Genomic DNA, 25,953 nt, shown 5'->3' on the forward strand with positions numbered 1-25,953 from the left:
TTCGACACAGGAGCACCGATGCGATCCACCACCCCGAACGACGTCCACGCGATCGCCGACGCCGTCATCCTCGACGTGCGCGAGCCGGGCGAACTCGCCCAGGCCCGCATCGAGGGCACGCTCGACATCCCGCTCGGCGAACTCGTCGAACGCGTGGCAGAGGTGCCGAGCGACACCACCGTCTACGTGCTCTGCCATGCGGGGGGCCGGAGCGCCCAGGCCGCGCAGTACCTCGAGAGCCGCGGCATCGACGCGATCAACATCGACGGCGGCATCGTGGCGTGGCACCAGGCCGGACTGCCCGTCACGCTCGGCGGCGCGTCATGACGACCGCGGTGGACGCCAAGGCCGACGCGCAGCGGCGCATCGCCAATCGCCTGAAGCGCGCACGCGGCCAGCTCAACGCGGTCATCGACGCCGTGGAGTCGGGCGCCGACTGCCGCACGGTCGTCACCCAACTCTCCGCCGTCTCGAGCGCGCTCGACAAGGCCGGCTTCGCGGTCATCTCGACGGCGATGCGGGAGTGCTTGGCCGAGCCCGACGCGCCGCAGACGACGGATGCCTCGGGGCGCCTCAGCGTCGACGAGATCGAGAAGCTCTTCCTCTCGCTCTCCTGAGCCGGGCGCCGCCGAGGCGGACTCCGATCAGATCGGCCTGATCAGATCGATGCGAGCTCGAGGCCGTGCGCTGCGGCGACGCCCTCGTTCGTGAGCTTGCCGGCCGTGGCGTTCAGGCCCTTCGCGAGCGCGGGGTCTGCGGCGAGCGCGGCCTCCCAGCCGAGGTCGGCGATCTTCAGCGTGTACGGCAGCGTCGCGTTCGTGAGCGCGGGCGTCGAGGTCGCGGGCACGGCACCGGGCATGTTGGCGACGCAGTAGTAGATCGCGTCGTGCACGCGGAACGTCGGCTCTGCGTGCGTCGTCGGGCGCGAGCCCTCGAAGCATCCGCCCTGGTCGATCGCGATGTCGACGAGCACCGAGCCCGGCTTCATGGTGGCGACCATCGCGTCGCTGACGACCTTCGGCGCCGCGGCACCCGGAACGAGCACGGCGCCGACGACGAGGTCGGCGTCCTTCAGCTGACGCGCGATCTCGTACGGTGAGGAGGCCAGGGTGTGGATGCGGTGGTCGTAGCGCGCGTCGATCTCGCGCAGCTTCGGCAGCGAGATGTCGAAGACGGTGACGTCGGCGCCGAGGCCGAGGGCAGTGGCCGCGGCCTGCTCGCCGGCCACACCGCCGCCGATGACGACGACCTTGGCGGGCGAGGTGCCGGGCACGCCCGCGAGCAGCATGCCGCGGCCGCCCTTCGAGGCGAGCAGTTCGGCAGCGCCGACCTGCGGGGCGAGCCGGCCGGCGACCTCGCTCATCGGGGTGAGGAGCGGCAGCGAGCGGTCGGCGAGCTGCACGGTCTCGTAGGCGATCGCCGTGACGCCCGAGTCGAGGATCGCGCGCGTCAGCGGCAGGTCGGCCGCGAGGTGGAGGTAGGTGAAGAGCGTGAGGTCGGTGCGGAGGAAGCCGTACTCGGCGGCGATCGGCTCCTTGACCTTCAGCACGAGGTCGGCCGACCACGCCTCGGCGGCGGTGGCGACGATCGTCGCGCCGGCCTCGGCGTACTCGGTGTCGAGGTAGCCGGCTCCGGTGCCCGCGCCGGCCTGGATGGCGACGTCGTGGCCGCGGCCGACGAGCGCGTCGACGCCCGCGGGCGTCATCGCGACGCGGAACTCGTTGTTCTTGATCTCTGCAGGCACGCCGATGCGCATGGGTTGCTCCGTTAGCTGTGGTCCGAATGTCGTAGTGACGACTGGCATCATTCTCGCCGCTTGTTCGCCGTTCCGACAGATCGCCCGCACAGAATTCGGTAGGATCGCGATATCCGCTTCACTCATTCGAATCAAGGATGTCTCGATGCCCGACGAACCGCAGATCAGCGCACCCGGCGCCGAACCCACGCCCGTCGTGCTCGACGCGATCGATCGCCAGATCATCGCCCGGCTGCACGAGAACGCGCGCATCCCCAACGTCGATCTCGCGCGCACCGTCGGCATCTCGCCGTCGACCTGCCTCGCCCGGGTGCGCTCGCTCCGCGAACGCGGCGTCATCGTGCGCTACACCGCCGAGATCGATCCGGCCGCGCTCGGCTACCACCTGCAGGCGCTCGTGAGCGTGCGCATCCGGCCGGGCGCCCGGCACCTCATGGAGCAGATCTCCGATGAACTCCGCACCCAGCCCGAGGTCGCCCAGCTCTTCTTCCTCGGCGGATCCGAGGACTTCCTCATCCATGTGCGCGTGCGCGACAGCGACCACGTGCGCCAGTTCGTGCTGAAGAACCTGTCGGCGAACCCGGCGGTCGCCCTGACCGAGACGAACCTCGTGTTCGAGCACCACACCGCACTGTCCGCCGGCCTTCGTGCCGTGATCTGAGGGGCCGCCCGCTCTCGCCAGCGGGGGCATCCGGTCCTATCGTTGAGGCCATGGCGCCCAACGAGATCGTCGCCCCCATGCTCGCCAAGGCCGTGCCCGGCGTGCCCGACCCCGACTCGGTCGAAGGCGGCCTCGCCTACGAGCCCAAATGGGACGGGTTCCGAGGCATCGTCTCGTTCGACGGCGAAGACGTCGAGATCGGCAGCCGCGGGGCGAAACCGCTCACCCGCTACTTCCCCGAGCTCGTCGAGGCGTTCACGCGCCTGCTGCCCGTGCCGTGCGTGCTCGACGGCGAGATCGTGATCTCGACGGCGCGCACCGGGCAGGCGCGGCTCGACTGGGAGGCGTTGTCCCAGCGCATCCACCCCGCTGCGAGCCGGGTCGAGCTGCTCGCCCGTGAGACGCCGGCGATGTTCGTGGCGTTCGACCTGATCGAGGCCGACGGCGTCTCGCTGCTCGACCAGCCGTTCTCCGAGCGCCGCGCAGCGCTCGAGCGCCTCGTCGGCGGGATCGGCGACCCGATCCGGCTGACCCGCATCACGACGGATGTCTCGCTCGCTCGCCGCTGGCTCGAGGAGTTCGAGGGCGCCGGGCTCGACGGCGTCGTCGCCAAGCCGCTCGCGGCCCCCTACTCCCCCGGCAAGCGGGTCATGCTGAAGGCGAAGCACCATCGCACCGCCGACGTGGTCGCGCTCGGCTACCGCATCCACGCCTCTGGCACTGGCGTCGGCTCCATCCTGCTCGGCCTCTACGACGACGAGGGCCGGCTCCGGAACGTCGGCGGCATGTCGGCGTTCAGCAACGCGCGCCGGCTCGAACTCATCGACGAGCTCGCCCCGTACGTCGAGCGCGGCGACGACGGCGCGGCGGTCACCGGCGAGACGGAACGCAGCCGGTTCTCGTCGGGCCGCGACGTGTCGTTCGTGCAGCTGCGGCCCGAGCTCGTGGCGGAGGTGCGCTACGACCAGCTCGAGGGCGACCGGTTCCGCCACACCGCGCAGTTCGAGCGGTGGCGGCCCGACCGGGAGCCCCGCTCGTGCACGTTCGAGCAGATCGAGCGGCCGGTCGCCTACGACCTCGACGACGTGCTCGGCTGAGGCGATCGGCGGATCGGATCGTGACCACGGCGACGAACACGCCGCACCGGTACGAACGCGAGAGCGTCGAGTTCGCGCGCACCTTCGCGTTCCTCGACGCCGTGTACGCGATCGCCCTCACGCTGCTCGTGGTGAACATCGACCCGCCCGAGGCATCCGCGTGGCGGAGCCTGTCGACGCTGCTCGACAGCGGACTCGGCTGGCAGCTGCTCGGGTTCGGCATCAGCTTCGCGGTGATCGCCGTGTTCTGGCGCGCCAACCACCGCATCGTCGCGGGGTTCAGCGCGATCACGCCCGCGACCATCACCGCCAACCTCGTGGCGATCGCGTTCGTCGTGCTCATCCCCTTCTCGACCCAGGGCGTCAGCGACGTCGAGCTCGCCGACGAACCGCTCACGGTCGTGGTCTACGCGCTGAACATCAGCATCGCCGTGCTCGCCCAGTCCGCGGTCTTCTTCGTCGCCCGCCGCGACCGGGTGCTGCGCGATCCGCTCCCCAGACGCGCCGACACGGTGAAGTTCATCGACACCCTCATGACGCCGATCGTGTTCCTCGCCTCGATCCCGGTGGCCTACCTGGCCGGCACCGACTGGGCGCGGTACACCTGGGCACTCCTCATCGTCATCGGCCCGCTCAGTGGGCGGTGGGCCGACCGGCGCATCGCCCGGATCCGGGCATCGGCGGCACCGCATCCCGCGGGCCGAGAGGCCGGCTGACCAGTCGGGCGAACCGAGGGAGCAGCGCCCCCGAGTTCGCGTGTGCATTCCGCGCCTCGCGAGGTGCGACGATTGAAGGATGCCCGTCGACACGTACCCGTTCGTGGAGGAACTCGCGATCGCGAGATTCGTCGGTCCGCTGAACCTGAGCCGCGGCCGCACCGCCGAACGGGCGGGGGCGGTCATCTCGCTGAACTGGGACCCGGCGCACTTCCGGCTGAGCGCCGACGTGCGCGGCACGGCACCCGAGCCGTACCGTTCGAGCGTGAAGCTCGACCTGGGAATGCCCGGGCGCGCCACGATCCTCGCCGGCGCGTGCACCTGCCCCGTCGGCCGCAACTGCAAGCACGTCGCCGCGACCCTGATCGCGGCGGCTGAACGGCACAAGCGGGAGCAGGCCGAGGCCGCCGACACCGACCTTCGCGACTCCGCGAGCGCGGCAGCCGCCGGATGGCGCGGTGAGCTGGCAGTGCTCGCGGGCACGACCGAGGGCTCCGACGGGCACTCGGATGCCTCGGCGACCCGCCTGCCGCTGGCGCTCCAGTTCGAGCTGCGCGAGCGGGTCTCGCGCAAGAGCAGCGCCAGACAGACGGCGCGCGACGAACCCGCGTCGTCGGCGGCATCCGTCGACCGACTCGCAGTGCGCCCCGTCACGCGGGGCACGCGCGGCGGCTGGATCAAGGGCAGTCTCACCTGGCAGAACGTCGGCTTCCAGGGGCGGGCGGGCGGGTTCGACCCGGCGCAGGCGCGATGGTTCGCAGAGTTCTCGCTGTTGAAGGGCACCCGGCACTCGGCCTTCGCCGAGTACGGCTCTGCGTGGATCTCGCTCGACGAGTACGAGAGCCGCACGCTGTGGGCGCTGCTGGAGTCGGCGCCGCGCCTCGGCATCGCGCTCGTCGGCAGCACGGCGCGCACGGTGATCGACGTCGCCGGCCCCGCCGTGATCGGACTCGACGCACGACGCGCAGCGCCGGAGTCGAGCGACGACGCGGCGCAGGCTGCCGAACCGGACGACGACGACGCCGTCGTCGGCGGCGGCGGCGATCCCGACGCCGATGCACCTGAGACCGATGCCGACCTCGTGCTCACGCCCTCGGTCGCCGTCGGCGGACGCAGCTACCCGAGCGAGCAGGTGCGCCTCATCGGCGATCACGGCGTCTACGCCTACGACTTCGCCCTGGGCACGATCACCGTCGCCCCGCTCGCGGCGCCGCTCACCGCTGCTGGCCGCGCCGCGGTACGGCGACGCGCACCGATCGTCGTGCCGGCGGGCGAGGTCACGGCCTTCGTCGAGGAGCAGTACGCCCCGCTCGCGCGGTCGCTGCGGCTCGCGAGCGGTGACGGCAGCTTCGAGCTGCCCGAGCTGCCGCCCGCGACCCTCGTCGTCACGATGCACCACGAGCCGAACCACGTCGTGCGACTGGAGTGGCGATGGGAGGCCGACGGCGGGCGCCGCTTCGCACTCGACGCGCCAGATGCCGAGTTCCACGACCCCGAACGTGAGCGGCTCGTCGCGACATCCGCTGCCGCCCTGCTCGCCGACGATCCCGCCGGCCTGCCTGCGGTGACCACCGGACCAGAGCCGAGGCTCCGCCCCGAGGCGACGCTGCGCGGACTCGCGAGCGCCGAGTTCGCGGCTCGACTGCTGCCGCGGTTGCAGGAGCTCGAGCGACTGCGCGTCGACGTCGTCGGCGACCCGCCCGCCTACCGCGAACTCGTCGAGGCGCCCACGCTCACCGTCACGACCGTCGAGAGCGAGCGGACCGACTGGTTCGACCTCGGCGTGGTCGTCACCGTCGAGGGCAAGCGCGTGCCGTTCGGGCCGCTGTTCAGCGCGCTCGCGAAGGGACGGGCGAAGCTCATGCTCGTCGACGGCAGCTACCTGTCGCTGAAGCAGCCCGTGTTCGACCCGCTGCGCGAACTCATCGAAGAGGCCGGTTCGCTCCGCGAGTGGGAGGCGGGGCTGCGCATCAGTCGCTACCAGACGAGCCTCTGGGCGGAGTTCGAGGATCTGGCCGACCAGTCCGAGACGGCCGTGGCCTGGCGCGAGACCGTCGCCGGGCTCCGCGCGGCCGACGGCGTCGACGAGATCGCCCCGCCCGCCGGCCTCGCGATGGAGCTGCGCCCCTACCAGCTGGCCGGATTCCGCTGGCTCGCGTTCCTCCACCGGCACGGGCTCGGCGGTATCCTCGCCGACGACATGGGCCTTGGCAAGACCGCGCAGACCCTCGCGCTCATCGCGCACACATACGAGACCGCGCCAGCGGGCGAGCGGCTCCCGTTCCTCGTCGTGGCACCGACCTCCGTCGTCTCGAACTGGGCGGCCGAGGCCGCGCGGTTCGTGCCGGGCCTGCGCGTCGAGACGGTGACGGCCACCCGGGCGGCCAGTCGGACGCGGCTCGCGGATGTCGCGGCGCGCGCCGACATCGTCGTGACGAGCTACGCGATCCTCCGGCTCGACGCTCCCGAGTTCGCCGGGCTCGAGTGGTCGGGGCTCGTGCTCGACGAGGCGCAGTTCGTGAAGAACCACTCGTCGAAGGCGAACGCCGCGGCCCGTGACATCCGTGCGCCGTTCCGCCTCGCCGTCACCGGCACGCCCGTCGAGAACAACCTGCTGGAGCTCTGGGCGCTGCTGAAGATCGTCGCGCCCGGACTCTTCCCCTCGGCCCGCGGCTTCGCCGAACGGTTCGCCCGGCCGATCGAGAACGACCACAACGCCGAACGACTGGCGACGCTGCGCCGGCGCATCCGCCCGTTCATGCTGCGCCGCACGAAGGACGTCGTCGCTCCCGAGCTGCCGCCGAAGCAGGAGCAGGTGCTGACCGTGCAGCTCGACCCGGAGCACCAGCGGGTGTACGACGCGTTCCTGCAGCTCGAGCGGCAGAAGCTGCTCGGCCTCATCGACGACCTCGACCGCAACCGGTTCACGGTGTTCCGCTCGCTCACCCTGCTCCGCATGCTGAGCCTGCATGCGGGTCTCATCGACTCCGAACAGTACGCCGACGTGCCCTCCGCGAAGCTCGACGCCCTGTTCGACCAGCTCGACGAGGTCGTCGCCGAGGGGCACCGTGCGCTCGTCTTCAGCCAGTTCACCTCGTTCCTGCAGATCGCCGCCGCCCGGCTCGAGGCGGCCGGCGTGCCGTACGCCTACCTCGACGGGGCGACGACCAAGCGGGCCGACGTCATCGCCAAGTTCCGCGACGGCGACGCACCGGTGTTCCTGATCAGCCTGAAGGCGGGCGGGTTCGGCCTGAACCTCACCGAGGCCGACTACGTCTTCCTCCTCGACCCGTGGTGGAACCCCGCGAGCGAGGCGCAGGCCGTCGACCGCGCCCACCGCATCGGCCAGTCGAAGCCGGTCAACGTCTACCGCATGGTCGCCGAGGGCACGATCGAGGAGAAGGTGATGGCGCTCAAGGCCCGCAAGGCGAAGCTCGTCTCCTCGCTCATGGACGACGGCGAGCTCTTCAGCGAGACCCTGACGGCCGACGACATCCGGGGCCTGCTCGGCGGCTGAGCGCCGCTGTGCGGTGTCGACGGATGTCGCGATGGTGCCCCCGGCAGGATTCGAACCTGCGCTTCCGACTTAGGAGGTCGGCACTCTATCCCCTGAGTTACGGGGGCGGCCGTAAGAGTCTACTTCCTGCGATTGCTGGTCTCCGCCTGCGCATGGCAGTTCGGGCAGAGCAGGCGAAGGTTCGAGAGTTCGTTGTTGAGCCGGTCGCCGTCGACGTGGTCGAGTTCGAGGGTCAGTGGCCGCCCATTCCACTCCGGGCCGAGTCCGCACGAGATGCACGCGTTCTCGATTCCGAGCCGAGTCGTCATCCACCGTTTCAGCGATTTGCTGTCCTGAGGCACGTCAGTGCGCCGGAAACGTGCTCGCACCTGATCGTCGTCGAGGCGCGGAGCAACGACTCGGGCCCGCCACTCGCCCTTCTTCGCAACCGGCAGCGTCACCCCGAGCCGCTCTGCGGTGAGCGCCGCCCGACGGTAGTTCCCGCTGTACTTGGAGGCGCCGATGCGGTCGAGCACCTCAGCGACCGTGGACGATTCGGCACACGCGATGACGAACCGCTCGGGATCCCACGGCTTCGCCGGCGCACGGCCGTTGGTACGGAGGCCGTGCTGTGTCAGCCAGTACCGCACGGTCGTGTGCGAGACCTCGAGCCGGTCGGCGATCGCGCGCTGAGTGAGCCCGTCTTCGCAGAGGGCAGCGAGGGCGTCGCGTTCCATGCGTCGAAGCTAACCTCGACCACCGTCAGGCAGCCCGCCGTCGTGCTCGCATCCTGGCCGGCTCGCGGTAGCGTGTTCTGCGGCGCGCGCGCGTCAGCGAACCGCGGCCGGGCCGCAGAACGGGGCGGCATGGGCGAGTCGACGGGCACGAGGTTCTGGGTGGGCGCGTCGACGCTCGGCGTGCTCGGCACAGCGGCGCGGGGCATCCGGCCGCTGGATGTCGCGGCAGACGGCGCGACGACGCTCGGCGATCCCGTCGACGTCGGGCCCAACCCCATGTTCCTCGCGGTCTCCCCCGCCACCGGCGTGCTCGGCATCGTGCACGAGCTCGCCGAGGGTCTCGTCTCGACGTGGACGATCGAGGGCGACCTCGTCGTGCCGTTCGGCCGGCCGGGCGCCACCGGCGCAGCCGACCCCTGCCACCTCGCCTTCGACGAGGCGGGCGAGCTGGTCTTCGCGGCGAACTACTCGGGCGCACGGCTCTCGGTGCATCACGCGGCACCGGATGCCCCGGCTGACGTCGTGCTCGCCGCCGACTTCACCGGCACCGGCCCGAACGCCGAGCGGCAGGAGTCGTCGCACCCCCACCAGGCGGTCGTCGACACCGCACGCAACGAGCTGCTCGTGCCCGATCTCGGCGCCGACCGGGTGCGGGGGCTCTCGTTCGACGAACTGCCGGCGCGCCTCGACCACGACGACGCCCGTGACATCGAGCTGCACGCCGGAGCGGGCCCCCGCCACCTCGTCATCGCCGGCGACCTCGCGATCACCGCGAACGAGCTCGACCGCACCGCGAGCATCATCGATCTCGCCGAGCGGCGCGAAGTGGCGTGGTGCTCGATCGGCGACGACGTCGAGCCCCGCGGCCTCGGCTGCTCGGCGATCCGCCTGACGCGCGGCGGCATCGTGCTCATCGGCGACCGCGACGCCGACGCGCTCCGCGGCCTGCGCTTCGATCCGGAGGCGCGCACGCTCGAACTCGTGGCGACGGTCGCGACCGGCGGGCGGCATCCGCGCGATCTCGAACTGACGCACGACGAGCGGTTCGCGCTCGTGGCGGATCAGGGCTCGGACTCGATCGCCGTCATCGCGCTCGACGCCGACGGTGCACCGGCCTCGGTCGTCGGGGTCGTCGAGACCCCGGCGCCCGCCTGCCTGGCGCGCCTCTAGGTCGCGAGACGCCCCGGCGGGCCGCCTCGACCGCGAAGCGACTCAGCCCGGCGGGTAGAGGTACAGCGCCCCGCTGGCAGGAATGGTGCGCCGGTGGTAGGAGTGGTCGGAGTTCTGGTTGTACTCCTCGATGTTCACGCTGCCGTCGCTGTTGATCGACTGCACGTACGCCACGTGGTTGTAGGGGAACCACGCGACCGCGCCGATGACCGGCTCGCTCGAGGTCGGCCAGCCCTTGCTCTCCCAGGCATCGGCCCACGCGTGGGCGCTGCCCGAGGCGAGGTTCGACCAGTCCCACTTCCACGGGGCGCTCGTGACGCCCGCGTCGCGGTTGAGTCGCCAGGCGACGAAGTCGACGCACTCGCGGTAGTAGTACCGCAGCGGCGACAGGCCTCCGCCGAAGTCGTCGGGGGTCTGGTCCCACCAGGGGTAGTCGTCGCCTTCGGCCTTGACGGTGTAGATGGCGTAGCTGCCCGAGCCGCGAGACGCCAGGTTCGCGGCCCATGCCGCCTTGTCCTTCGCCTCCTGGTCGAGTCGGGCGGCTTCCATATCGGCCTTCGTCTCGACCGCGTAGGCCTCACTCGACAGCGGTGCGCCATTCACGAGTGACGAGACCTCGACGTCCTGCGCCTCCGCCTTCGAGAGGCTGAAGGTGCCGGATGCCCCGAAAGACTCGCCGCCCGGCATGAACGCGTAGGCGGGCAGCGCCATCGTGCCGACGATCGCCGGAACCACGAGCACCGTCGCGAAGACGCGGGCCGGACGGCTGCGAGTCGCGCCCGTGCGGGGGGCGCGGGCCGCGGTCGTCGCGAGATCGCCCCGGGCAGCGGACTCCGGTGCGGCGGTGACGGATGCCGCGGCATCCGCTCGGCCCTTCGGCTGTTTCGAACGTCGCCGTTCTGCTGGGGTGCTTCGAGGTGCTCGACCTCGGTCGGCCGATCGACGTGCGGAGCGCGGGCGCTTCGATGCGTCGTTCGTCTCGTCGGCGTTCAACAGTGGGACCTCCGGGCACCGTCCGAGGCCGCGGTGCAGCCCGGGAACGGAGTGGCTTCTCGGGTGTCGGCGACCTCAGGGCCGCCGGACTCGTTTCACCTTAGGGCACAGTTCCCGTTCTTGTCACGACCTGCGCATCGTCGTGCGTGTCGTCGTGCGTGTCGTCGTGCGTGTCGTTGTGCGTGTCGTCGGGGCCGGCCTCGACCGCACCGGTGTTGCGCAGGAACACGATGACCCAGCTGAACACCAGCACCGCGACGACCAGTTCGACCGCGGTGAGGTTGTAGTACCCGCTGATGAAGAACGCGGCGAGGACCACGATGACGCCGACGTAGACGTATCCGAGCATGACGAACACCTTCGGCATGGTCGGAAGCAGCGCGGGCAGGCTCAGCACCATCGCGACGTACACGATCGCCATGCCGGTCGCCGAGAGGTTGTGCGCACCGAGGTACTCGTCGACCGGGAAGATGCCGACGCAGGCGAGCAGGATCCCGATCACGATGAGCCCGAATCGCACGAGGTTGCGGCCACGCCGCTCGCCGGCGCTGTCGGCCGGGAGGAACGCCGTCGCGTAGTGCGCGATCGTCGTCACCATCACTCCGGCGATGATGAGCGTCACGTTGAAGGCGAGGGCGGAGATGTCGTCGCTGATGCCCAGCGTGCTGAGGTTCTTCTGCCACCAGAGCGGATCGGTCGCGCTCAGCATGCTCGCGAGCGCACCGACGGCGAGGAACATCGCCAGCACCAGTGAGAGCAGCATCGGCGTGAGGTTCACCGCGGTGAGGTACGACATGTACGCGGAGATCGCCATCGCCACCCCGCCGAGGATCGCGGCCGGGACGCCGTAGACGAGTGCGCCGACGAAGCTCTCGCCCAGCAGCGAGGCGAGGCCCGTCCAGCCGAGGAGCGCGATCACGCCGAGTGCCAGGGCGAGGGCGGCGACGTCGAACCAGTGCAGGCGCTGCCGGTACCCCGGAACGGCGCGGGCCCGCGAACGCCGCACCATGCACCCGGTCACGAACGCCACGATCGCGGCGAGGGCGCCGCCGACGGCCGCGTAGATGCCGACCGAGCCTCGACCGGAGATCGGCACGTCGCGATCCCAGAAGACCAAGAGGCCGATGACCGTGCCGATGACGAGGGCCGCGGCCCCGATCAGGAGTGCCGAGGACTCCTTGGCCTCCTCGCTCCGGACGGGGTGCCGGAGCACCCGCGTGAGGGTTGACGAATCAGACATTCCGGTCCTCCTGCACTGCCGCACCAGCGGAGCCGAAATGTGCTCCCGATCCGCAGCGTAGACCTGGCGCGCCCCGAAGGGAAGGACCCTCGGATGGCGCGGACGGAGTTCGGTCGGGCCGTGGCCGCGAACCCGTCAGCCGACCACCGAGAGGTTCGGCGTGAGTTCGGTGTCGCCCTCCGGAATCGGAGCGCCATCGGGGCGGATCGAGTACGGACCGGCCGCGGTCTCGACGGCGATCGTGCCGTCCGTGCTCCCGCAGCCGATGGACCAGTCGTCGTGATCCTCGGGCACGACGAGGAGGCAGACGGCATCGGCGGTGACTCCCTTGGCCAGGTAGAGCCGCTCGCCCTCGTACTCGGTCGAGAAGCGGATGCTGTCGAGGTCCACGTTCTCGGCTGCGGAGTCGGGCAGCTCGAACGGGAGCTCGTCGTCGGGGCCGGCCGATCGATCCAGCACCGCGAACCCCGAGCCCGGGGCGCACGCTGCGAGCATCACGACCGTGCCGACCGTGACGACGACACCCCAGCCGATGCGCGCGCTCACGCGGCCGTCGCGAGGTACTCGTCCCACTGCGGAAGCGGCCGTTCGAACCCGCGCACCACCCAGTTGCGCCCGTGCGGGCGGCCCGGCGTGAAGCGCAGTTCCCACCCCATCTCGGCCGGAGTGCGGTCGCTCTTGGTGTTGTTGCAGCGCAGGCAGCAGGCGACCAGGTTCTCCCACGTGTCGCGCCCGCCACGCGAGCGGGGCAGCACGTGGTCGATCGTGGCTGCCGCGCGGCCGCAGTACGCGCACCGGTGGTCGTCGCGGCGCAGCACGCCTCGCCGGCTCACCGGAGCCTGGTTCAGTCGTGGAGTGCGGACGTATCGCGTGAGCAGGATGACACTCGGTCTCTGCCACGACCCGCTCGCGGCGCACACCGGATTGTCCGCTTCGTGCTGGATGACGGTGGCCTTGTGGTTCATGACGAGGAGCAGCGCCCGCTTGAAGGAGACGACGGCGAGCGGCTCATAGCCCGCGTTGAGCACGAGTGTGCGCATGGAGTGCCTTTCGATCGGTGCTGGATGGCTTCCAGCCGCGTGAACGGTTCGACGTTCCGAGAGGACGTCGGGCGGTGGCGGGCAGCGCCGGTGCGCCGTGACTCGATGGCCCCTGAAAACAGAGAACGGGCACCGTCGTGATGACAGTGCCCGTCGAGGCCTCGGCCCGGTTCGTGCTCGTTCGACTGCTGCGCCGTTGGTCGAAGAGCGCGCGCGCATCCGTGGAATGGATGCTGCACGACTTCACCATCGGCTTCCCCTGCCCGGTTTCTCGGATCGTCAGAGTCTCAGGTTAGAACACGAATGGCGCGCCGGGAATGTCCGGCGCGCCATCCACGCGTTGAGTCACGCGATGTTCATCGATCAGATGCCGATGCGCACGATGTAGTAGTCGCTCGTCCAGATGGGCTGCACCCGGACGGATGCGCCCTCGTAGGGAGCGTGCAGGATCATGCCGTTGCCCGCGTAGAACCCGTCGTGCCCGGGCATGATGACGAGGTCGCCCGGCTGCGCGTCGGCCTCGGAGATGCGGGTGCCCATGGCGCCCTGTCCGGCCGAGGAGTGGGGCATGCTGATGCCGAACTGGGCGTACACGTACATCACGAAGCCCGAGCAGTCGAAGCCGGCCGGCGTGGCGCCGCCGTAGACGTAGGGGACGCCGATGTACTGCGTCGCGACGTTGTAGACGCTCGCGAGGTCGTAGCCGGGATACGGCGGGTTGGCGAGGAAGTCGCCGACCGACGGTCCGGAGTACGACGCCGCGTACGAGCTCATCGCCGACTCGGCGGCGACTCGCGCAGCCTCGGCGTCGGCCGCGGCCTTGATGTCGGCGCCGGTGACGGCGTCGTAGCCGTCTTTCGTGACCGGAGCGGCGATGACGTCGTCGGTCACCTCGACCGACTGCGCCTGCGCCTTGGTGAGCTTCGTCGCGTCGGTCTCGCCGAACTGCGGGCCGGTGGAGCCGGGCGCGAACGCGTACGCGGGGATGGCGAGCGTGCCGACGATGCCGGCCGCGACCGACATCACGAGCACGTTGGCCAGCGGCCCGCGGCGCAGTCGACGCGTCGACGGCAGCGGGGACGCGGCGACGCGAGCGGCCGCGTCAGGCTGGGTGGAACCGGGGGAAACGGGCGCTTTCGCGGCGATGATCGCCTTCGTCGCAGCTCCGCGGGCGGGGTTTCTGGTGAGACGACGCCGTGAGATTCGAGCCAAAATGTGTACCTCCGTCGCCCCACGACATCTGAATGTCACCCCACCGGATGCGCACGAGGGCGCTTACGGGTACTTGATCGAGCGGTGGGCTTGGGAGGCGTCTCGACCCTGGTCCTCCGACTGGCTTCTCGCCGGCGGACTCGAATGAGACTACGCGAGGAGTGACCGGATGTCACATTCCGGTCACGGCGCGCCCCTGATCAGGCCATTCGGCGGTCAGGTCAGTCGGCGATGAAGAGGTGACCGGCGACTTCGTTCGGCAATTCGAGGCCGCCCTCGACGCCGTCGACCTCGACGAGCACGTACCCGCCGGAGCGGCTGAACGTCGCCATGGCGCCCGGCATGACTCCGGCCTGGCGCATCTGCGCGAGGAGTTCGGGGTCGAACTGCACCGGCTCGCCGAGGCGGCGCACGATGCCGCGAACCGGCGTCTCGCTCGCGTCGACCGCTTCGACGAGGTTGACGACCCCCGACATGAATGGGTCCGACGCGGGCAGGCCGAGCTCTTCGAGCCCGGGGATCGGGTTGCCGTAGGGCGATTCGCGCGGGCTGCCGAGGATCTCGATCAGTCGGCGCTCGACCTGCTCGCTCATCACGTGCTCCCAGCGGCATGCCTCGTCGTGCACGAACTCCCATTCGAGCCCGATGACGTCGGAGAGCAGCCGTTCGGCGAGTCGGTGCTTGCGCATGACGTGCACGGCCTTCGAGCGCCCCTCGGGGGTCAGCTCGAGGTGGCGGTCGCCGGAGACGACGACGAGGCCGTCCCGTTCCATTCGGGCGACCGTCTGCGAGACGGTGGGACCGGAATGCCCGAGGCGTTCGGAGATGCGTGCGCGCAGCGGCACGATGTTCTCCTCCTCGAGATCGAGGATCGTGCGGAGATACATCTCCGTCGTGTCGATCAGGTCGGTCACGCGCCATCCTCCCGTTGTCACAGCCCGTCGTCCAGCCTACCGGGCGGCGCCCGCTCGCTAGACTCGTCGCATGCCGAGCATCGTGATTCCCAGTGACCTGCTGCCCGCCGACGGACGCTTCGGCTGCGGACCGTCCAAGGTCCGCCCCGAGCAGCTCGCCCACCTCGCCGCGCTCGGCCCCTCGATCCTCGGCACCTCGCACCGGCAGGCACCGGTCAAGCAGCTCGTCGGCCGGGTGCGCACCGGTCTCGCCGACCTCTTCGACCTGCCCGACGGTTACGAGGTCGTGCTCGGCAACGGCGGTTCGACCGCGTTCTGGGATGCAGCAGCCTTCGGCCTCATCGAGGAGCGCGCACAGCTCGCCGCGTTCGGCGAGTTCGGTGCGAAGTTCGCCGTCGCGGCGGCCGCCCCGTGGCTCCAGGCGCCCGACGTGCGCAAGGCCGATGCCGGATCCCGCGCCGAGCCCGCCGCCCTCGCGGGCGTCGACGTCTACGCCTGGCCGCAGAACGAGACCTCGACGGGCGTGATGGCCCCCGTCACCCGCGTCGCAGGCGACGCCGGCGCCCTCACGGTCATCGATGCCACGAGTGCGGCCGGCGGCATCCTGGTCGATCCGCGCCAGTTCGACGTCTACTACTTCGCACCGCAGAAGAACTTCGCCTCCGACGGCGGCATCTGGTTCGCGATCCTCTCCCCCGCCGCGATCGAGCGCGTGGAGCGCGTCGCTGCGAGCGGGCGGTACATCCCCGAGTTCCTGTCGCTGAAGAACGCGGTCGACAACTCGCGCCTGAACCAGACGCTCAACACGCCGGCCCTGGCGACCCTCCTACTGCTCGAGAACCAGCTCGAGTGGATGAACGCCTCCGGCGGCCTCGCCTGGGCCGACGCCCGCACGCGCGAATCCTCCGCGGTGCTCTACGACTGGGCCGAGCGCACGTCGATCGCGACCCCGTTCGTCGCCGACCCCGCGCACCGCTCGCAGGTGGTCGTCACGATCGACTTCGACGAGTCGACGGATGCCGCGGCGCTCGCCTCGGTGCTCCGCGCGAACGGCATCGTCGACACCGAGCCGTACCGCAAGCTCGGCCGCAACCAGCTGCGCGTCGCGACGTTCGCCGCGATCGAACCCGACGACGTGCGGGCGCTCACCGCCTCGATCGACTACGTGCTCTCGCAGATCGGCTGATCCCGATGCGGCTCTGGCTCAGCGATGACGAACGGCGCCCCGACCCCGCTCCGGCACGGGCCGACGGCCGCAAGGCCGTGGTGGCGGGCACGATCGGCTGGGCCGTGGTGCTCGTCGCCTGCCTCGTGTTCCGGGAGCCGCTCGAGTCGGCGGGCCTCGGATGGTTCGCCGTCGCCGCGATCACCGGCATCGCCCTCGGCCTCATCGGCCTCGTGGTCGTGCAGGTGATCCGACGGCGGGCGGATCAGTCGGCGGAGCGCTCGACCGACTGATCGTCGTCGGATTCCTCGACGTCCGCATCGTCGACGTCATCCGACTCGGCGTCATCCGGCTCGACCTCGCCCGACTGATCGAGCGCGTCGATGTCGATGCCGTCGAACTCCTCGTCGACATCGTCTTCGACGTCGTCTTCGTCTTCGTCTTCGTCGTCTTCTTCGTCGTCGTCGTCGTCGAGATCGTCGTCGTCGTCGAGATCGTCGTCGTCGTCGTCGTCGAGGTCGTCCTCGTCGTGCTCGTCGTCGTCGGCGGACTCCGCCGCAGCAGCGGCCACGGCCTCCTGCGCGGCGCGGTAGTCGGCGAGTCGCTCCGACCACGGCACCCAGTCGGGCGCGAGCAGCGCGGCCTCACCGGGCATGAGCTCGGTCTCGAGCACGGTCGGCTCCGCCTCGGCGTCGACGCGGGAGAGCGTCACGCTCCAGTGCCAGCCCGGGTACCCGCTCAGGTCGGACGCGAAGAGCAGCGTCAGCACGTGCTCGCCCTCGACGAGGTGCCCGACGACCGATCCGACCGTCTCGGGCGCGGTGACCTCGAGCAGTGCACGTCGAGCGAGGTCCACCGACGACAGGAGCACCTCGTCGGCCACGACGACGGGGGTGTTCTCGGATTCCGTCTGCTCAGGCATCCAGATCGTCTGCCACCTTGCGCAGCACCGCGGCGACGGTGCGTGCCTTCGACTTCTCGGGGTAGCGACCGCGACGGAGGTCGGCGCCGATGCCGTCGAGCACCTTCACGACGTCTTCGACGATGATCGCCATGTCGTCGGCGGGCTTGCGGTTGATCTTCGTGAGGCTCACGGGGGTGTCGAGCACGCGCACCGACAGCGCCTGCGCGCCGCGCTTGCCCTCGGCGACGCCGAACTCGAGTCGACTGCCCGCCTTCACGGTCGCGCCGGCGGGAAGTGCGGATGCGTGGAGGAAGACCTCCTGGCCGTCATCGGAGCTGATGAAGCCGAATCCCTTTTCCTCGTCGTAGAACTTGACCTTGCCGGTGGGCATCGTATGAACCTCGCTCATGTCTGCAGGCGCGCTGAAACCACAGCGCCGTCCACCGCCCAGTCTATTGCCGGGACACCCGCGAGTGGGTCGTCTGGCCTATTCTGGAGGGGTGAGCGATTCCGGCCCCATCACCGACAATCGCGCCGAGCGCGTCCTGGCATACATGTTCGCGGCCGTCGTCGGTCTTTCCATCGTCTGTTTCTTCGCCGTGATGATCGGCACGTTCTCCGGCGTGACCCGCGAAGACATGGGCTCGGGCATCTGGGCCGTCGTCACCATGCTGCCGTGGTTCGGGCTGCCCATCGCCTTCCTCATCCTCATCGCCCTGCTCATCGTCAACGGCGTCCGGCGAGGCCGGGCAGCGCGAGCCGGATCGAGCTGATCGGGGACGATGCTCGAGCTCGCCGCACGACTCCGCGGGCTGTCGCGAGACTCCCTCGCAGCAGCACTGCACTCGCGCGAGTTCGAGCCGGCTGGGGTGCGTGACCTCTTCGACCTCGCCGAAGCGGTGCTGACGCCCGACTCGATCGACCACGCGGTCGGTCGTCTCGATCGTCGACGACTCGCGGTGCTCGCCGCGGCGGTCGAACTCGCGGCCGGCGGCGGCACCACGGTCGCCGATGTGCACGACGAGCTCGTGCGGCACGCGGCATCCGCCGAGCTGTCGGATGCCACCGACGGACTGCTCGACGAACTGGGCGGGCTGCTGCTCGTGGTGCGGGTCGACGAGCGCATCCACGTGCCCGCCGCGGTCATCGCCCGTGTGGCCCCGCGGCTCGGCGACGACCTGCCCACCGTGGCCGAGCTCGCGACGCCCGCACCGCCGGTGCTCGTCTCGGGCGACGACGTCGACCGAACGCTCATCGACCGGCGTGCAGCCGAGGTCGCGTACGCGACGGTGGCGGCGACCGCCGAGGTGCTCGCTGCGCTCGGGCTGCAGCCGGCCCGCGAGCTCGCCAAGGGCGGCCTGGCGCTGCCCGACTCCAAGCGGCTGGCCGAGGCGAGCGGCACGGCCCTCGACGCCCTGCCCCGGCTCTTCCACCGCGCCGACGAGGCAGGACTCGTCGTGCGCGAGGGCGCGTTCTGGCTCGAGTCGGAGGTCGGCGCGGCCTGGTCGCTCGAGTCCGCCGAGGGTCGCTGGCGGCGACTGGCCCAGTGCTGGCGCGACCGCATCCCCGTGCTGCTGCGCGAACTCGTGGCCCGCAGGAGCGAGTCCCTCACCGCGAGCACCCTCGGCGACGACGTGCGCTGGTTCTACCCGGCCGGCGGGCGCTGGCTCGACGAGGGCCTCGAGCGCCTCATCGACGAGGCCGAGGCGCTCGGACTCGCGGTGGCCGGGGAACCGGCTCCGACCGCCCTGCTCGTGCTCGCGGGCGACCTCGAGCAGGCCTCCGCCCGGTTGGCGGCGCACTTTCCGGCCCAGGTCGAGAAGGTCTACCTGCAGCACGACCTCTCGATCGTCTCGCCGGGGCCGCTCGAACCATCGCTCGACGCTCGCCTCCGCGGCTTCGCCGATGTCGAGGGCCGCGACCTCGCCTCCACGTACCGCGTCAGCGCGGCATCCGTCAATCGCGGATTCGCCGTCGGCGAGACGGCCGAATCGATCCTCGAGTTCCTCGGCGGCATCTCGCTCACGGGCATCCCCCAACCGCTCTCCTACCTCGTCGGCGAGGCCGCCGCGAGGTTCGGGTCGCTGCGGGTCTCCCTCGCCGACGAAGCGGATGCCCCGGCGCGCGCGACCGTGCGCTCCGACGACGAGCAGCTCGTGCGCACCCTCGCCGTCGACCAGTCGCTCGTCTCGATCGGGCTCCGCCAGGCCGGGCCGCACCGGCTGGTCTCGCGCTTCCCGCCCGAGGTCGTGTTCTGGGCGCTCTCCGACGCCCGGTATCCCGCCGCCGCCGAAGACGCGGCCGGCAACATCATCCGTCTGAGCCGCCACCACCTGGCGACCGCACCCGAACCGGCGCCCAAGGCCGACCCCGTCGAGTCGCTGCTCGACATCGTCTTCGCCGAGGGCGAAGACGGCGCGACCGAGCAGGCGTGGCTGGCACGCCAGCTCGAGGCCGCCGCCCGGTCGAAGGAGACGCTCACCGTCACCGTGCGCATGCCGGGCGGGGACACCGCCGACTATCTGCTCGCCCCGGCGAGCGTGGCGAACGGCCGGCTCCGTGCCCGCGACCGCAAGGCCGACATCGAGCGCACGCTCCCCCTCTCGGCGATCGCCGCCGTGTCGCCGGCACCCGCCGGCGCCTGATCCGGCGTACGGTCGGAGATCGGCACTCGATCGGAGAGGGGCGGCTCGAGTCATCCGATCGCGTGCAGATCTCCGACCCGCTGCACCGCGGGAAGATGGCGCAACTGCCGATCGTCCATGAACCGGGCGTAGACTCGACCGCTATGTCAGACGGCCCACTCATCGTGCAGAGCGACCGAACCGTCCTCCTCGAGGTCGCGCACCCGCTCGCCGAAGACGCGCGCCACGACCTCGCCGTGTTCGCAGAGCTCGAGCGGGCGCCCGAGCACATGCACACGTACCGCATCACGCGACTGGGGCTGTGGAACGCCAGGGCGGCCGGCCACGACGCCGCCGACATGCTCGCGACGCTCGAACGGTACGCCAAGTTCCCGGTGCCGCAGACCGTCGCGGTCGACATGCGCGAGACCGTCGGCCGGTACGGGCGGCTCGTCGTCGACCGCACCGACGACGGCGCGCTGCGCCTGCACAGCGACGACATCGCCGTGCTCACCGAGGTGGCCTCGGCCAAGCGCATCGCGCCGCTGCTCGCCGAACGCCTCGACGACCGCAGCTTCCTCGTCGCGGCGTGGGCGCGCGGCGCGCTCAAGCAGGAGCTCGTGAAGCTCGGCTGGCCCGCAGAGGACCTCGCCGGGTACACGCCGGGCACGCCGCACCGGATCGACCTCGAGGAGACCGGCTGGCACCTCCGCGGCTACCAGCAGCAGGCGATCGACAATTTCTTCGACGGCGGTTCGGGTGTCGTCGTGCTCCCCTGCGGCGCGGGCAAGACCCTCGTCGGCGCCGGCGCGATGGCGGCGGCCAAGACCACGACGCTGATCCTCGTGACGAACACCGTCTCCGCCCGCCAGTGGCGCGACGAGCTGCTGCGCCGCACCACGCTGACCGCCGACGAGATCGGCGAGTACTCGGGGCAGGTGAAGGAGGTCAAGCCCGTCACGATCGCGACCTACCAGATCCTCACCGCGAAGCGGAAGGGCGAGTACGCGCACCTCGCCCTCCTCGACGCGCTCGACTGGGGCCTGGTGGTCTACGACGAGGTGCACCTGCTGCCGGCGCCGGTCTTCAAGCTCACCGCCGAGCTGCAGGCGCGGCGCCGTCTCGGCCTCACCGCCACCCTCGTGCGCGAGGACGGCCGCGAGGGCGACGTGTTCAGCCTCATCGGCCCCAAGCGCTTCGACGCCCCCTGGAAGGAGATCGAGGCCCAGGGCTTCATCTCCCCCGCCGCGTGCTACGAGGTGCGCATCGACCTGCCGCAGTCCGAGCGGCTGACGTACGCGGCATCCGCCGACGACGAGCGCTACCGGCTCGCGGCGACCGCGCCGGCGAAACTCGGCGTCGTGCGAGAGCTCGTGGCCAAGCACGCCGGCGAGCGCATCCTCGTGATCGGCCAGTACCTCGACCAGATCGACGAGCTCGCAGCGGCGCTCGGCGCCCCGCAACTGACCGGGTCGACGCCCGTCGACGAGCGCGAGCGGCTCTTCCAGGAGTTCCGCGACGGGCGCACGCCGGTGCTCGTCGTCTCGAAGGTCGCGAACTTCTCGGTCGACCTGCCCGAGGCGACCGTCGCCATCCAGGTGTCGGGCTCGTTCGGCTCGCGCCAGGAGGAGGCGCAGCGGCTCGGCCGCCTGCTGCGGCCGAAGGAATCGGGACTCAGCGCGAACTTCTACACGCTCGTCGCGCGCGACACGGTCGACCAGGACTTCGCGCAGAACCGGCAGCGGTTCCTCGCCGAGCAGGGCTACAGCTACACGATCCTCGACGCGCACTCGCTCGAAGCCGCGTGACCCGGCGCGGCGCGAAGCGACGCGGCAGGTCACGAAAGGCGGAGCAGGAGCTTGAAGGGACGAAGTCGCTTCAAGCGTGCGCGGCAGACTCGAGAACGTGACGCTTGCCCTCAACCACGCTGATACCGGAGCAGCACGAGGTCCCCGGCGGGGAACGCATGCACGAGGTGCATGCGCCGCTGCAGCTCCGGAACGCCGCGCACGATGCGCCCGGCCTCGCCCGCGACGAGCATCGGGCCGAGCGAGAGGCAGAGCTCGTCGACGAGGTCGGCCTCGAGGAGCGAGCCGAAGAGGTGCGGCCCGCCCTCGCAGAGCACCTGGCGCAGTCCTCGGTCGGCGAACACGTCGAGCACGCCCGCCACGTCGACCGCGCGCTCGCCCACCACGACGACGTCGGCGACCCGCTCGAGCGCGGAGCGACGCGCCTCGGGCGCCGCCGCGTGCGTCACGACGATCGGACGCGTCACCGCGGCCGCGAAGAAGGCGGACTCGGGGTCGAGGTCGAGCGACGAGGAGACCACGGCCAGTCGGGGCTGCTCGGACAGTCCGCGGGCGACGCGCCACGCGGCATCCGCTTCGCCGACGGCGAGACCGCCGTAGCCCTCGACCCGCACCGTGCCCGCACCGACCAGCACGACGTCGGCGAGCGTGCGCAGCACCTGCATCGCGAGTCGATCGACCGGGTCACCCAGACCGCCGCTCCGGCCCTCGAGCGTGGCGGCGCCGTCGAGACTCGCGACGAAGTTCATGCGCACGCGCCGGGTCGTGCGATCGGGCAGCGCGTACGCGGCGAGGAGCTCCTCGCGGTCAGGTGTCGCGGCGGCGTTCACCGGTTGTGCTCCAGGAAGACGGGCTCGCGCCATCCCTCGATCGCCTCGATCATGCGCATCGCGTCGACGGTCTCGCGCACGTTGTGCACGCGCACGATGCGCGCGCCCTGCATGACGCAGTAGACGGCGGCCGCGATCGAGCCCTCGATGCGCTGCTCGCGCGGCCGGCCGAGGCTCTCGCCGACGAAGTCCTTGTTCGAGAGCGCCACGAGGGTCGGGTAGCCGAGTCTCGTGATCTCGCCGAGCCGTCGAGTCAACTCGAGCGAGTGGAGCGTGTGCTTGTTGAGGTCGTGGCCGGGGTCGATGACGATGCGATCGGATGCCACGCCTCGCGACTCCGCGAACGCGACGCGCTCCGTGAGGAACGCCGACACCTCGGCGACGACGTCGCCGTACTGCGGCGAGGGGTACGGCGTACGGGGTTTCGCGAGGCTGTGCGTGACGACGATCGTCGCCCCGGTCTCGGCGACGACGTCGGCCATGGCCGGGTCGTGGATGCCCGTCGTGTCGTTGACGACGTGCGCCCCCGCCGCGATCGCGGCGCGGGCCACCTCGGGGTGGAAGGTGTCGACCGAGATGACGGCGCCGGAGCCGGCGAGCGCGGCGACGACGGGCACGACCCGCTCGGCCTCTTCCTCCGGCGGGATCGCGGGCCCCGGGGCGAATTTCGCCCCGCCGATGTCGATCCAGTCGGCGCCCTGCTCGATCGCGGCCTCCGCCGCGGCGACCGCGGCATCGAGCGCCTCCGTGCGGCCCCGATCGTAGAAGGAGTCGGGGGTGCGGTTGACGATCGCCATGACTGCGACCTGACGTGAGAAATCGAACTCGCGCGGGCCGATCCGCCGGATCATCTGGGTTCGAATCGCCATGCTGCCGAGTCTTCCACGCCCGTTGCGGGGCAGCCAACGCACGCGACATCCGACACACCAGTTCGGCAACCCTCGAAGAATGTTCAGGAAAGTTCCAGCTGATGCGCAGAGAATCGTCACATGAGCGACGGACCACGAATTCTCATCGTCGACGACGAGCCCAACATCCGCGATCTCCTCACGACGAGCCTTCGGTTCGCCGGGTTCGCGGTGCGTGCAGTCGGCAACGGAGCGCAGACCATCTCGGCAGTACTCGAGGAGGAGCCCGACCTCATCATCCTCGACGTCATGCTGCCCGACATGAACGGGTTCGGCGTCACGAAGCGCCTGCGCTCGGCGGGCTACACGGCCCCGATCCTCTTCCTCACCGCGAAGGACGACACCGAGGACAAGATCACCGGCCTCACCGTCGGCGGCGACGACTACGTCACGAAGCCCTTCAGCCTCGACGAGATCGTCGCGCGCATCAAGGCGATCCTGCGTCGCACGATGCACGCCGAAGAGGACGCGGTGATCCGCACCGGCGAGCTCACGATGGACCAGGACACGCACGAGGTGCTCGTCGGCGACGTGCCCGTCGAGCTCTCCCCCACCGAGTTCAAGCTGCTGCGCTACCTCATGCTGAACCCCAACCGGGTGCTGTCGAAGGCGCAGATCCTCGACCACGTGTGGGAGTACGACTTCAACGGCGACGCCGGCATCGTGGAGAGCTACATCTCCTACCTCCGCCGCAAGCTCGACCAGCACTCCGCGGAGCCGCTGATCCAGACCAAGCGCGGATTCGGCTACATGCTGAAGTCCTCCAAGCCCTGACTCAGGAACGGCGACCTAGACTCGGCCCGCCATGAATCAGATCTCCGAGCGGTGGAACCGCATCTCGCTGCGCACCAAGATCACGGGTGTCACCGTGCTCATGCTGACGCTCGGGCTGCTGGTCTCCGGTATCGGCACCGCGGCGATGCTGCGCTCGTACGTCGAATCGCAGATGACGTCGAAGCTCGAGTCGATCGCCTCCGGGGATCTGGAGAAGTACATCACGAGCGAGGTCAACCTCGAGGACCGCGAGTTCACGCTCTCCGACGAGGTCTTCGTGGCGGTCTACGACGCCGCGACGGGCGAGCAGCGCGGCAACAACTGGGCGAACCGCCACGAGGACGAACTCCCGGAGATCCCCGAGAAGCTCACCCAGGCCACGGTGAACAAGCTCAACGAATCGAAGTACCAGATCTTCCCGCTCGATGATGCACAGGGCTCGCCGAGCTTCCGAGGCGTCGCGGCGTTCACGGTCGCCGACGGGCACGGCACCCTTTCCCCGGTCATCATCGCGATCTCATCGAAAGACTCCGAGCAGTTGCTCGCGATGTACCTCACGATCTTCCTGGGCTTCGGGTTCGGGGTCGTGCTCGTCGGCGCCCTCCTCACCCGCATGCTCGTCACGACCACGTTCATGCCGCTCCGCGAGGTCGAGCGCACGGCGTCGGCGATCGCCGACGGCGACTTCAGCCAACGACTCGGCGGCGCGACGCCGAACACCGAGGTCGGACGGCTGAACCGCTCGCTCAACACGATGCTGAACCGTATCGACCGGGCATTCCGCGACCGCGCACGCACGATCGACCAGATGCGCCGCTTCGTCGGCGACGCCTCCCACGAGCTGCGCACCCCGCTCGTGTCGGTGCGCGGGTACGCCGAGCTCTACCGCATGGGCGCACTGCAGTCGCCCGAAGAGGTCGGCCAGGCGATGGAGCGCATCGAGAAGGAGGCCATCCGCATGGGCCTCCTCGTCGAGGACCTGCTCGCCCTCGCCCGCCTCGACGAGGCGAAGCCGCTCGAACTCGCCGAGGTCGACCTCGTGCCGCTCGCGCGCGACGCCGCCCTCGACACCATGGCCGCGCACCCGGCGCGCACCGTCACGGTGATCGCGCCCGAAGACCTGGGCGCATCGGATGCCGCGGGCGAGCCCGCCCCCGACCTCGAGGTCGAGCTCGACCCCGCGGGCGACCGCGCCACCACCCTCACCGGGCCGATCTCCTTCGCCGGGGCGACCCTCGCACGCCTGCGCGGCCGTCGCACCCGCGGCGAGGCCGCGACGACGACCGGCAGCCGCCGGGCGACGGGCAGGGGCAGCGGTTCCTCGGCCGCGTCGAAGCGCGCCGCCCGCGCATCGGCGGCCGCCTCGGCTGCAGCGGCCGCCGCCGCCGGGGCGATCGGTGCATCGAACGCTGCGGGCGGCGGTCAGGCGGTTCCCGGTGCTCAGGGCGCGCAGATGCCGGTCCGCCGCACCGTCGTGCTCGCCGAGGAGAACAAGATCCGTCAGGTCATCACGAACCTGATGGGCAATGCGATCCGCTTCACCGCGCCCGAGAGCCCGATCGAGATCCGCATCTCGGTCGACGACGCCACCGAACGGGCGATGATCGAGGTCGTCGATCACGGCGAGGGCATCCCTCCGCAGATCCGGGAGAAGATCTTCCAGCGCTTCTGGCGTGCCGACACCTCGCGCACCCGGGAGACGGGCGGCTCCGGCCTCGGCCTCGCCATCGTGTCGTCGATCATCGCGGCGCACAACGGCACGGTCGACGTCGTCGAGACGCCGGGCGGCGGAGCGACCTTCCGCGTCTCGCTGCCGCTCGCGGGTTCGGCCGCTGCACCGCAGCCGGTCAGCGCCGACTGAGCCGCGCGACGCGCGACCGGCATCACGCGACTCCGCCTCCCCAGGCG

At 70.6% G+C, this 25,953-nt stretch carries 26 protein-coding genes and 1 tRNA gene; 14 read left to right on the forward strand and 13 right to left on the reverse strand.

What is annotated here, in order from left to right:
* Positions 1-18 precede the first annotated feature (18 nt).
* Together ASE14_RS14635 and ASE14_RS14640 are read left to right on the forward strand one after the other, a co-directional pair.
* Positions 19-327 (forward strand): rhodanese-like domain-containing protein, encoded by a 309-nt coding sequence (locus ASE14_RS14635; protein WP_056656579.1) that lies wholly within the window; start codon positions 19-21, stop codon positions 325-327.
* Entirely contained in the window at positions 324-617 is a 294-nt protein-coding gene (locus ASE14_RS14640; RefSeq protein WP_056656582.1) for a metal-sensitive transcriptional regulator, read from the forward strand. Before ASE14_RS14635 ends, ASE14_RS14640 begins: the two co-directional genes overlap by 4 nt.
* A gap of 41 nt (positions 618-658) precedes the next feature.
* On the opposite strand, the gene ald is transcribed toward ASE14_RS14640, so the two are convergent.
* Positions 659-1,756 (reverse strand): alanine dehydrogenase, encoded by a 1,098-nt coding sequence (gene ald / locus ASE14_RS14645; protein WP_056656585.1) that lies wholly within the window; start codon positions 1,754-1,756, stop codon positions 659-661.
* Between the two features lie 145 nt (positions 1,757-1,901).
* On the opposite strand from ald, the gene ASE14_RS14650 reads away from it, so the two are divergent.
* From ASE14_RS14650 to ASE14_RS14665, 4 genes are all read left to right on the forward strand, one after another.
* Complete coding sequence (locus ASE14_RS14650; RefSeq protein ID WP_056656588.1) at positions 1,902-2,417, forward strand: Lrp/AsnC family transcriptional regulator; 516 nt, start codon at positions 1,902-1,904, stop codon at positions 2,415-2,417.
* Positions 2,418-2,467: 50 nt separating this feature from the next.
* The gene (locus ASE14_RS14655) at positions 2,468-3,514 is read left to right on the forward strand and encodes an ATP-dependent DNA ligase (RefSeq protein WP_056656591.1); all 1,047 of its coding nucleotides are present in this window, start codon (positions 2,468-2,470) and stop codon (positions 3,512-3,514) included.
* Positions 3,515-3,534: 20 nt separating this feature from the next.
* Positions 3,535-4,230 carry a TMEM175 family protein gene (locus tag ASE14_RS14660; protein ID WP_056656594.1) on the forward strand — a complete coding sequence of 232 codons (696 nt, stop codon included), beginning with the start codon at positions 3,535-3,537 and terminating at the stop codon, positions 4,228-4,230.
* A 79-nt stretch (positions 4,231-4,309) separates the two neighbouring features.
* A complete protein-coding gene (locus ASE14_RS14665; protein WP_056656596.1) occupies positions 4,310-7,747 on the forward strand; it encodes a DEAD/DEAH box helicase in 3,438 nt (1,145 codons plus the stop codon).
* 32 nt (positions 7,748-7,779) lie between these two features.
* Here the strand turns inward: ASE14_RS14665 and ASE14_RS14670 are convergent.
* A tRNA-Arg gene (locus ASE14_RS14670) sits at positions 7,780-7,854 on the reverse strand.
* Between the two features lie 12 nt (positions 7,855-7,866).
* Positions 7,867-8,463 (reverse strand): helix-turn-helix domain-containing protein, encoded by a 597-nt coding sequence (locus tag ASE14_RS20640; protein ID WP_056656599.1) that lies wholly within the window; start codon positions 8,461-8,463, stop codon positions 7,867-7,869.
* 129 nt (positions 8,464-8,592) lie between these two features.
* Here ASE14_RS20640 and ASE14_RS20645 point away from each other — a divergent pair, with 129 nt between their 5' ends.
* Complete coding sequence (locus ASE14_RS20645; RefSeq protein WP_056656602.1) at positions 8,593-9,633, forward strand: beta-propeller fold lactonase family protein; 1,041 nt, start codon at positions 8,593-8,595, stop codon at positions 9,631-9,633.
* A gap of 42 nt (positions 9,634-9,675) precedes the next feature.
* On the opposite strand, the gene ASE14_RS14685 is transcribed toward ASE14_RS20645, so the two are convergent.
* From ASE14_RS14685 to ASE14_RS14710, 6 genes are all read right to left on the reverse strand, one after another.
* Positions 9,676-10,626 (reverse strand): CHAP domain-containing protein, encoded by a 951-nt coding sequence (locus ASE14_RS14685; protein ID WP_056656605.1) that lies wholly within the window; start codon positions 10,624-10,626, stop codon positions 9,676-9,678.
* Between the two features lie 100 nt (positions 10,627-10,726).
* Positions 10,727-11,866, reverse strand: a complete 1,140-nt coding sequence (locus ASE14_RS14690; protein ID WP_200953361.1) for a hypothetical protein — start codon at positions 11,864-11,866, stop codon at positions 10,727-10,729.
* 135 nt (positions 11,867-12,001) lie between these two features.
* Positions 12,002-12,412 carry a hypothetical protein gene (locus ASE14_RS14695; RefSeq protein ID WP_056656608.1) on the reverse strand — a complete coding sequence of 137 codons (411 nt, stop codon included), beginning with the start codon at positions 12,410-12,412 and terminating at the stop codon, positions 12,002-12,004.
* Positions 12,409-12,906, reverse strand: coding sequence for an HNH endonuclease (locus tag ASE14_RS14700; RefSeq protein ID WP_056656611.1), 498 nt, complete (start codon positions 12,904-12,906; stop codon positions 12,409-12,411). Before ASE14_RS14700 ends, ASE14_RS14695 begins: the two co-directional genes overlap by 4 nt.
* Before the next feature lie 363 nt (positions 12,907-13,269).
* On the reverse strand, positions 13,270-14,118 hold the full coding sequence (locus ASE14_RS14705; protein ID WP_235511424.1) for a C40 family peptidase: 849 nt from the start codon (positions 14,116-14,118) through the stop codon (positions 13,270-13,272).
* A gap of 221 nt (positions 14,119-14,339) precedes the next feature.
* A complete protein-coding gene (locus ASE14_RS14710) occupies positions 14,340-15,032 on the reverse strand; it encodes a metal-dependent transcriptional regulator (protein WP_056656617.1) in 693 nt (230 codons plus the stop codon).
* A gap of 70 nt (positions 15,033-15,102) precedes the next feature.
* Between ASE14_RS14710 and serC the strand changes: the two genes are divergently transcribed.
* Complete coding sequence (serC, locus tag ASE14_RS14715; protein ID WP_056656620.1) at positions 15,103-16,218, forward strand: phosphoserine transaminase; 1,116 nt, start codon at positions 15,103-15,105, stop codon at positions 16,216-16,218.
* Positions 16,219-16,223: 5 nt separating this feature from the next.
* Positions 16,224-16,490 (forward strand): DUF2530 domain-containing protein, encoded by a 267-nt coding sequence (locus ASE14_RS14720; protein WP_056656623.1) that lies wholly within the window; start codon positions 16,224-16,226, stop codon positions 16,488-16,490.
* Here the strand turns inward: ASE14_RS14720 and ASE14_RS14725 are convergent.
* A complete protein-coding gene (locus ASE14_RS14725) occupies positions 16,463-17,119 on the reverse strand; it encodes a DUF3027 domain-containing protein (protein WP_056656627.1) in 657 nt (218 codons plus the stop codon). The genes ASE14_RS14720 and ASE14_RS14725 overlap by 28 nt on opposite strands.
* Complete coding sequence (locus ASE14_RS14730; RefSeq protein WP_056656630.1) at positions 17,112-17,492, reverse strand: cold-shock protein; 381 nt, start codon at positions 17,490-17,492, stop codon at positions 17,112-17,114. The genes ASE14_RS14725 and ASE14_RS14730 overlap by 8 nt, the downstream gene beginning before the upstream one ends.
* A gap of 109 nt (positions 17,493-17,601) precedes the next feature.
* Here ASE14_RS14730 and ASE14_RS14735 point away from each other — a divergent pair, with 109 nt between their 5' ends.
* The 3 genes from ASE14_RS14735 (at position 17,602) to ASE14_RS14745 (ending at position 21,533) form a co-directional block, all read left to right on the forward strand.
* Positions 17,602-17,874 (forward strand): hypothetical protein, encoded by a 273-nt coding sequence (locus ASE14_RS14735; RefSeq protein ID WP_056656633.1) that lies wholly within the window; start codon positions 17,602-17,604, stop codon positions 17,872-17,874.
* 9 nt (positions 17,875-17,883) lie between these two features.
* Complete coding sequence (locus tag ASE14_RS14740; protein ID WP_056656636.1) at positions 17,884-19,746, forward strand: helicase-associated domain-containing protein; 1,863 nt, start codon at positions 17,884-17,886, stop codon at positions 19,744-19,746.
* A gap of 143 nt (positions 19,747-19,889) precedes the next feature.
* The gene (locus ASE14_RS14745) at positions 19,890-21,533 is read left to right on the forward strand and encodes a DNA repair helicase XPB (protein ID WP_056657644.1); all 1,644 of its coding nucleotides are present in this window, start codon (positions 19,890-19,892) and stop codon (positions 21,531-21,533) included.
* 110 nt (positions 21,534-21,643) lie between these two features.
* On the opposite strand, the gene ASE14_RS14750 is transcribed toward ASE14_RS14745, so the two are convergent.
* Together ASE14_RS14750 and folP are read right to left on the reverse strand one after the other, a co-directional pair.
* Positions 21,644-22,363: a pyrimidine reductase family protein gene (locus ASE14_RS14750; protein ID WP_056656639.1), complete on the reverse strand. Its 720-nt coding sequence runs from the start codon at positions 22,361-22,363 to the stop codon at positions 21,644-21,646.
* On the reverse strand, positions 22,360-23,232 hold the full coding sequence (folP, locus tag ASE14_RS14755; RefSeq protein ID WP_056656642.1) for a dihydropteroate synthase: 873 nt from the start codon (positions 23,230-23,232) through the stop codon (positions 22,360-22,362). The genes ASE14_RS14750 and folP overlap by 4 nt, the downstream gene beginning before the upstream one ends.
* A gap of 120 nt (positions 23,233-23,352) precedes the next feature.
* Between folP and ASE14_RS14760 the strand changes: the two genes are divergently transcribed.
* Positions 23,353-24,045: a response regulator transcription factor gene (locus ASE14_RS14760; RefSeq protein ID WP_022894322.1), complete on the forward strand. Its 693-nt coding sequence runs from the start codon at positions 23,353-23,355 to the stop codon at positions 24,043-24,045.
* A 31-nt stretch (positions 24,046-24,076) separates the two neighbouring features.
* A complete protein-coding gene (locus ASE14_RS14765; RefSeq protein ID WP_056656645.1) occupies positions 24,077-25,906 on the forward strand; it encodes a HAMP domain-containing sensor histidine kinase in 1,830 nt (609 codons plus the stop codon).
* Positions 25,907-25,953 lie beyond the last annotated feature (47 nt).

It is taken from the genome of Agromyces sp. Root81 (assembly GCF_001429165.1).
In the GTDB taxonomy this organism is placed as follows: Bacteria; Actinomycetota; Actinomycetes; order Actinomycetales; family Microbacteriaceae; genus Agromyces.

Excerpts from the sequence above, each read along its gene's own strand:
- ASE14_RS14730 (WP_056656630.1), bottom strand. The coding sequence starts at position 17,492 with ATGCCCACCGGCAAGGTCAAGTTCTACGACGAGGAAAAGGGATTCGGC.
- ASE14_RS14740 (WP_056656636.1), top strand. The coding sequence starts at position 17,884 with ATGCTCGAGCTCGCCGCACGACTCCGCGGGCTGTCGCGAGACTCCCTC.
- ASE14_RS14765 (WP_056656645.1), top strand. The coding sequence starts at position 24,077 with ATGAATCAGATCTCCGAGCGGTGGAACCGCATCTCGCTGCGCACCAAG.
- ASE14_RS14700 (WP_056656611.1), bottom strand. The coding sequence starts at position 12,906 with ATGCGCACACTCGTGCTCAACGCGGGCTATGAGCCGCTCGCCGTCGTC.
- ASE14_RS14655 (WP_056656591.1), top strand. The coding sequence starts at position 2,468 with ATGGCGCCCAACGAGATCGTCGCCCCCATGCTCGCCAAGGCCGTGCCC.
- ald (WP_056656585.1), bottom strand. The coding sequence starts at position 1,756 with ATGCGCATCGGCGTGCCTGCAGAGATCAAGAACAACGAGTTCCGCGTC.
- ASE14_RS14690 (WP_200953361.1), bottom strand. The coding sequence starts at position 11,866 with ATGTCTGATTCGTCAACCCTCACGCGGGTGCTCCGGCACCCCGTCCGG.
- serC (WP_056656620.1), top strand. The coding sequence starts at position 15,103 with ATGCCGAGCATCGTGATTCCCAGTGACCTGCTGCCCGCCGACGGACGC.
- ASE14_RS14650 (WP_056656588.1), top strand. The coding sequence starts at position 1,902 with ATGCCCGACGAACCGCAGATCAGCGCACCCGGCGCCGAACCCACGCCC.
- ASE14_RS14640 (WP_056656582.1), top strand. The coding sequence starts at position 324 with ATGACGACCGCGGTGGACGCCAAGGCCGACGCGCAGCGGCGCATCGCC.
- ASE14_RS14760 (WP_022894322.1), top strand. The coding sequence starts at position 23,353 with ATGAGCGACGGACCACGAATTCTCATCGTCGACGACGAGCCCAACATC.
- folP (WP_056656642.1), bottom strand. The coding sequence starts at position 23,232 with ATGGCGATTCGAACCCAGATGATCCGGCGGATCGGCCCGCGCGAGTTC.
- ASE14_RS14720 (WP_056656623.1), top strand. The coding sequence starts at position 16,224 with ATGCGGCTCTGGCTCAGCGATGACGAACGGCGCCCCGACCCCGCTCCG.
- ASE14_RS14745 (WP_056657644.1), top strand. The coding sequence starts at position 19,890 with ATGTCAGACGGCCCACTCATCGTGCAGAGCGACCGAACCGTCCTCCTC.
- ASE14_RS20640 (WP_056656599.1), bottom strand. The coding sequence starts at position 8,463 with ATGGAACGCGACGCCCTCGCTGCCCTCTGCGAAGACGGGCTCACTCAG.
- ASE14_RS14635 (WP_056656579.1), top strand. The coding sequence starts at position 19 with ATGCGATCCACCACCCCGAACGACGTCCACGCGATCGCCGACGCCGTC.
- ASE14_RS20645 (WP_056656602.1), top strand. The coding sequence starts at position 8,593 with ATGGGCGAGTCGACGGGCACGAGGTTCTGGGTGGGCGCGTCGACGCTC.
- ASE14_RS14725 (WP_056656627.1), bottom strand. The coding sequence starts at position 17,119 with ATGCCTGAGCAGACGGAATCCGAGAACACCCCCGTCGTCGTGGCCGAC.
- ASE14_RS14665 (WP_056656596.1), top strand. The coding sequence starts at position 4,310 with ATGCCCGTCGACACGTACCCGTTCGTGGAGGAACTCGCGATCGCGAGA.